Annotated in this window: 7 protein-coding genes; 1 reads left to right on the forward strand and 6 read right to left on the reverse strand. The window is 72.6% G+C overall.

Translation table 11 applies throughout. The annotated features are described in order from the left end of the window. Positions 1-240, reverse strand: a 240-nt coding sequence (locus tag M8J74_RS41330) for an SAM-dependent methyltransferase (RefSeq protein ID WP_249841318.1), incomplete at its 3' end; no start/stop codon positions are given. 219 nt (positions 241-459) lie between these two features. Here M8J74_RS41330 and M8J74_RS41335 point away from each other — a divergent pair. Beyond that, positions 460-717 carry a hypothetical protein gene (locus M8J74_RS41335; protein WP_249841319.1) on the forward strand — a complete coding sequence of 86 codons (258 nt, stop codon included), beginning with the start codon at positions 460-462 and terminating at the stop codon, positions 715-717. Between the two features lie 30 nt (positions 718-747). Here M8J74_RS41335 and M8J74_RS41340 read toward each other — a convergent pair whose 3' ends face one another. The 5 genes from M8J74_RS41340 to M8J74_RS41360 all read right to left on the reverse strand — a co-directional run. Further along, positions 748-1,119: a DUF805 domain-containing protein gene (locus M8J74_RS41340; protein ID WP_249841320.1), complete on the reverse strand. Its 372-nt coding sequence runs from the start codon at positions 1,117-1,119 to the stop codon at positions 748-750. Between the two features lie 290 nt (positions 1,120-1,409). Continuing rightward, positions 1,410-2,402, reverse strand: coding sequence for a porphobilinogen synthase (hemB, locus tag M8J74_RS41345; RefSeq protein WP_249841321.1), 993 nt, complete (start codon positions 2,400-2,402; stop codon positions 1,410-1,412). Between the two features lie 146 nt (positions 2,403-2,548). Next, complete coding sequence (locus M8J74_RS41350; protein WP_249841322.1) at positions 2,549-4,255, reverse strand: bifunctional uroporphyrinogen-III C-methyltransferase/uroporphyrinogen-III synthase; 1,707 nt, start codon at positions 4,253-4,255, stop codon at positions 2,549-2,551. Continuing rightward, positions 4,252-5,211, reverse strand: coding sequence for a hydroxymethylbilane synthase (hemC, locus tag M8J74_RS41355; RefSeq protein ID WP_058923954.1), 960 nt, complete (start codon positions 5,209-5,211; stop codon positions 4,252-4,254). Before hemC ends, M8J74_RS41350 begins: the two co-directional genes overlap by 4 nt. Then, positions 5,208-6,026 (reverse strand): glutamyl-tRNA reductase (locus M8J74_RS41360; RefSeq protein ID WP_505016719.1); only part of this gene is annotated, 819 nt, incomplete at its 5' end. The genes hemC and M8J74_RS41360, both read right to left, overlap by 4 nt.

Consider the following 6,026-nt stretch of genomic DNA (forward strand, 5'->3'; position numbering starts at 1 on the left):
CCGGACGCCCTGCTCGCCCGCCAGCCGGGTCACCGCGCGGCGCATGAAGTCGCGGTTGTGCCGCACGTCGAGGTAGCCGCGCGGGTTGGCGGCGAGCGCGGCGGCGGCCGCGGCGCGGTCGACCGGGTAGTTGTCCTTGCCGCCGAGGAAGACGTCGTAGACCCGGGCGGGATGCGCCCTGGTGGTGTCGATACGTCCTCTGAGCAGCGCGGGGTCCTGGCTCAACGCGTCACCGGGCACGGGCGTCTCCCTGGGCAGTAGGGGCGGTCGTCAACAAGCTAACTCCCGAGCGGAGTTGATGGTGCCCGACCCTGCGACGCACGGCAACGGGTCGCGGGACGAGCCGGGCGAAGGCCCCGGCGGCGTCCCACGACGCCCCCGCGGGACGCCCTGTCCCCGCAGGTCAGAGGCGGTCCCACAGGATCGTCGTCCCGAATCCCGCGCGAGGTGTGGCGCCGCATGCAGACCACCGCCCAGGCTGGGCACCGCCGGCCCCGGCATCCCCAGCACCCCCACGGAAAGGCCCGCACCGCCATGTCCGCCCGAGCCCCCCGCACCCGCCGTCTGCTCGCCGCCACCGTCCTCGCGCTCGTCGCGCTCACCGTGGCGGGCTGCAAGGACGGCACGGGGGTGCGGGACGAGGGCCCGGCGACGAGTCACGCGCAGCCGCTGTGGCATCCGGACCCCGGGCACGCGAAGAGGCCGTCCGGTCGGTGACACCGACCGGACGGCCTCGGAGCGCGGTGATCAGCCCGCGTACGCGACAGGCGCTTCCTTCGGGTTCGGGCCGTATTGGTTCGGGCCCGGCTGGCTGTCGAGGCAGGTGAGGACCAGCAGCCAGATGCCGCCGATGGCCGGGACGGCCCCGATGAGCAGCCACCAGCCGGAGCGGCCCGTGTCGTGCATACGACGGACACCGACGGCGAGGCTGGGCACCAGGATGGCGAGGTAGAAGATGCCGAGGAGGGCGAAGAGCGCCGGGGTCTTCGACGCGATGGCGACGACGGCCAGGATCACGTCGATGATGCCGACGAACAGCGCGAACATCCAGTATTCCTTGCGGCGCGAACGACCGCTGAACTCGGCGTACTTCTTCAGTGCCTCGATGAACCAGCTCACTTGTGTCCCCCAGGGATCGACGTGCGGGCCATCCGGAACGGATCAGGCCAGGCGCAGAAGGTAGGGACAATGACGAGAACTCGTCAATTCGGTACGCGGACGCACCGGTTGAGCACTTTTCGGACAGATCCACTACGGATCGGTCCGAGAATCCCCACAAAGCGGGGGGAAACGCGGGAAGGGGGACGCCAGTTCACGAATCCGAGTTGCTTCCGTAGCCGAACCGATCGCGTTCCGATGCCGGTCGGTGGCCGATTCGAGGCCTGACGTATCCCCATCCGTAGCCCGGATCACCGCAACCTTTGCGCCACTTCGGTCGCCCAGTACGTGAGGATGTTCTGCGCGCCGGCCCGCTTGATGCCGGTGAGGGACTCCAGGATGGCCCGCTCCCGGTCGATCCAGCCCTTCTCGGCGGCGGCCTCGATCATCGAGTACTCGCCCGAGATCTGGTACGCGGCCACCGGCACGTCGACGGAGTCCGCGACCCGCGCCAGGATGTCCAGGTAGGGCCCGGCGGGCTTGACCATCACCATGTCGGCGCCCTCCTGAAGGTCCAGCGCCAGCTCCCGCAGCGACTCCCGCGCGTTGGCGGGGTCCTGCTGGTACGTCTTGCGGTCGCCCCGCAGCGAGGAGCCGACGGCCTCCCGGAAGGGCCCGTAGAACGCGGAGGCGTACTTGGCGGTGTAGGCGAGGATCGCCACGTCCTCCCGCCCGATCTGGTCGAGCGCGTCCCGGACGACCCCGATCTGCCCGTCCATCATCCCGCTGGGGCCCACGACATGGGCGCCGGCGTCCGCATGCACCTGGGCCATCTCGGCGTACCGCTCGAGCGTCGCGTCGTTGTCCACGCGCCCCTGCTCGTCCAGCACCCCGCAGTGCCCGTGGTCCGTCGTCTCGTCGAGGCACAGGTCGGACATGACGAGCAGGTCGTCACCGACCTCGGCCCGCACGTCCCGGATGGCGACCTGGAGGATGCCGTCGGGGTCGGTGCCCGGCGTGCCGACGGCGTCCTTCTTCGACTCCTCCGGCACCCCGAAGAGCATGATCCCCGAGATCCCCGCCTCGACGGCCTCGGCGGCCGCCTTCTTCAGACTGTCCCGGGTGTGCTGCACGACCCCGGGCATCGCCGCGATCGGCACGGGCTCGCTCACCCCCTCGCGCACGAACGCCGGGAGGATGAAGTCCGCCGGGTGCAGCCGCGTCTCGGCGACCATGCGGCGCATGACGGGAGTGGTGCGCAGCCGCCGGGGACGCGTACCGGGAAAGGATCCGTACTTCGTCATGCCGTCTACGCTACGCCCGGCCCAGACGCCCCTTTGCCGACTCGGCGTCGGCGGCTGAAACAGCCCGTCCGGCGATTGAGGACGAGGCCCGAAGGGCCGACGGGGGGTCTGGGGGCGCAGCCCCCAGGACCGCACCCCCACCGACCTCACGTCGTCGTACGACGCCTCCGCGCCCCCGGCCTCCGCTCGCTCGGCCGCGTCACCGCGTCCCCGCTCTCCAACGCCGCGGCCCGCCGCCGCAGCCCGAAGTCGGCCAGCGCCTCCGCCAGCTTGTGCACGGACGGCTCGGGAGCCATCACGTCCACCCGCAGCCCGTGCTCCTCGGCGGTCTTCGCCGTGGCGGGCCCGATGCACGCGATGACGGTCACGTTGTGCGGCTTCCCGGCGATCCCGACCAGGTTCCGCACGGTCGAGGACGAGGTGAACAGCACGGCGTCGAAGCCACCGCCCTTGATCGCCTCACGCGTCTCCGCCGGCGGCGGCGAGGCCCGCACGGTCCGGTAGGCCGTGACGTCGTCGACCTCCCAGCCCAGCTCGATGAGCCCGGCCACGAGGGTCTCCGTGGCGATGTCCGCGCGCGGCAGGAACACCCGGTCGATCGGGTCGAAGACCGGGTCGTACGGCGGCCAGTCCTCCAGGAGCCCGGCGGCGGACTGCTCCCCGCTCGGCACCAGGTCCGGCTTCACGCCGAAGGCGACCAGCGCCCTGGCGGTCTGCTCGCCCACCGCGGCGACCTTGATCCCCGCGAAGGCGCGCGCGTCGAGCCCGTACTCCTCGAACTTCTCCCGCACGGCCTTGACCGCGTTGACGGACGTGAAGGCGATCCACTCGTACCGGCCGGTGACGAGCCCCTTCACGGCCCGCTCCATCTGCTGGGGCGTGCGCGGCGGCTCGACGGCGATCGTCGGGACCTCGTGCGGCACGGCGCCGTAGGAGCGCAGCTGGTCGGAGAGCGAGGCCGCCTGCTCCTTCGTGCGCGGCACGAGGACCTTCCAGCCGAACAGCGGCTTGTTCTCGAACCACGACAGCTGGTCGCGCTGGGCGGCGGCGGAACGCTCGCCGACCACGACTATCACCGGCCGGCCGCCGTCCGGCGAGGGCAGCACCTTCGCCTGCTTCAGCGTCTGCGCGATGGTGCCGAGCGTCGCCGTCCAGGTCCGCTGCCGGGTGGTCGTACCGGCCACCGTCACCGTCATCGGGGTGTCGGGCTTGCGTCCTGCGGACACCAGTTCGCCGGCGGCCGCGCCCACGGCGTCCAGGGTCGTCGAGACGACCACCGTCCCGTCGGAGGCACCGACCTCGCTCCAGCACCGGTCGGAGGCGGTACGGGCGTCCACGAACCGCACGTCCGCGCCCTCGGCGTCGCGCAGCGGGACACCGGCGTACGCGGGCACGCCCACGGCCGCCGCGACACCCGGGACGACCTCGAAGGGCACACCGGCGCGGACGCAGGCGAGCATCTCCTCGGCGGCGTAAGCGTCCAGGCCAGGGTCACCGGACACCGCACGGACGACCCGCCTGCCGCCCCGCGCGGCCTCCATGACAAGATGTGCGGCATCCCGTACCGCGGGGACCCCAGCGGTTGTTGACGCTGCGTCAACAACCGCCAGCTGAGGTGTGCCCGTGCCCGGAACCGGGTCCGACGAAGGACCCCCGTCCGTGTGCACCTCGGCGACGCCGTGTCTGGCGTGCTTGCGCACCACGTCGAGCACGTCGCCCTCGGCGACGAGGACGTCCGCGGTCGCGAGCGCCTCGACGGCGCGCAGAGTCAGCAGTCCCGGATCCCCGGGTCCGGCGCCCAGGAAGGTGACGTGCCCGTGATCGAGGCCGGTGGGAAGGGTGGTGGGGCTCACTGTGCTCGCTCCCCCATCAGACCGGCCGCGCCCTGGGCAAGCATCTCGGCAGCGAGTTCGCGACCGAGCGCCATTGCCTGGTCGTACGTCTCGGGCACGGGACCGGTGGTGGACAGCTGCACCGTGCGCGAACCGTCGGTCGTGCCGACTATCCCGCGCAGGCGCATTTCCTTGACGACCTGCCCGTCGCCCACAAGGTCGGCCAGCGCGCCCACAGGGGCGCTGCAACCGGCCTCGAGGGCGGCGAGCAGTGACCGCTCGGCGGTGACGGCGGCCCGCGTGAACGGGTCGTCGAGCGCGCCGAGCGCGGCGATGAGGTCCGCGTTGTCCGCGGCGCACTCGATCGCCAGTGCCCCCTGGCCGGGGGCGGGCAGAACCGTGTCGACCGACAGGAAGTCGGTCACCTCGTCGCTCCGGCCGATGCGGTTGAGCCCGGCGGCGGCCAGCACGACCGCGTCCAGTTCACCGTCCCGCACGTATCCGATGCGGGTGTCGACGTTCCCCCGGATCGGGACCGTGCGTATGTCGAGCCCGTGGCTGCGGGCGTACGAGTTCAGCTGGGCCGTCCGCCGCGGCGAGCCGGTCCCGATCCGCGCCCCGCGGGGCAGGTCGGTGAACTTCAGCGCGTCCCGGGCGACGATGACGTCCCTGGGGTCCTCGCGCTCCGGTACGGCGGCGAGCGTCAGGCCCTCGGGCTGCGCGGTGGGCAGGTCCTTGAGCGAATGAACCGCGAAGTCGACCTCACCCCGGAGCAGCGCGTCCCGCAGCGCGGTGACGAAGACACCCGTGCCGCCGATCTGCGCGAGGTGCTCGCGGGAGGTGTCGCCGTAGGTGGTGATCTCGACGAGTTCGACGGGCCGGCCGGTCACCTGGCTCACGGCGTCCGCGACCTGCCCGGACTGGGCCATGGCGAGTCTGCTCCGCCTGGTCCCGAGCCTCAGTGCCTTGCTACTCATGCTGGCCCTCGGTTCTTGCTGTTCTCAGAGTCGTTGTCGGCCCGGGAGACGGCGGCCACCGTCTCCTGGTCGAGGTCGAAAAGGGTGCGCAGGGCATCCGCGTACCCGGCGCCGCCCGGTTCGGCGGCGAGCTGCTTGACCCGTACGGTCGGTGCGTGGAGCAGCTTGTCCACGACGCGCTTGACGGTCTGCGTGATCTCGGCGCGGTGCTTGTCGTCGAGGCCGGGCAGCCGCCCCTCCAGCCGCGCGATCTCGCCGGCCACCACGTCGGCGGCCATGGTCCGCAGCGCGACGACGGTGGGCGTGATGTGCGCGGCCCTGAGCGCCGCCCCGAAGGCGGCGACCTCGTCGGCCACGATCCGCCGCACCTGGTCGACGTCGGCGGCCATCGGCGCGTCCGCGGAGGCCTCGGCGAGGGACTCGATGTCGACCAGCCGGACCCCGGTCAGGCGGTGCGCGGCCGCGTCGACGTCCCGCGGCATGGCGAGGTCGAGCACGAAGAGCACCGGCGCGGGCCGGGGGGCCTCGGCGACGGGTTCGGGCTTACGGCGCTCGGGGATGCGGCCGACGGTGGCGGCGAGGGCGGCGAGCGCGGCGATGGCCTCGGCCTCCTCGGCGGGGTCGAGCACCGTGGCCGGGCCGGCCGCGGACGTCTGCGGGCCCGGGGCGTTGTCCACCCAGGCGGCGTGCTGCTCCAGCTCGGCGGCGGGCATCCCGGCGACGGCGGCCTCACCGAGTACGGAGAAGCCGGGGGCTGCCTGCACGGCGGGCAGGTCGAGCGGGCAGTTTTCGTCGGCGCCGGCGCCGGCCGGCCC

The sequence above is a fragment of the Streptomyces panaciradicis genome (genome assembly GCF_023516615.1).
Lineage (GTDB): Bacteria > Actinomycetota > Actinomycetes > Streptomycetales > Streptomycetaceae > Streptomyces > Streptomyces panaciradicis.

Bases quoted from the DNA above. Each gene is read 5' to 3' on its own strand.
- M8J74_RS41335 (WP_249841319.1), top strand. From the start codon at position 460: ATGCAGACCACCGCCCAGGCTGGGCACCGCCGGCCCCGGCATCCCCAG.
- hemC (WP_058923954.1), bottom strand. From the start codon at position 5,211: ATGAGTAGCAAGGCACTGAGGCTCGGGACCAGGCGGAGCAGACTCGCC.
- hemB (WP_249841321.1), bottom strand. From the start codon at position 2,402: ATGACGAAGTACGGATCCTTTCCCGGTACGCGTCCCCGGCGGCTGCGC.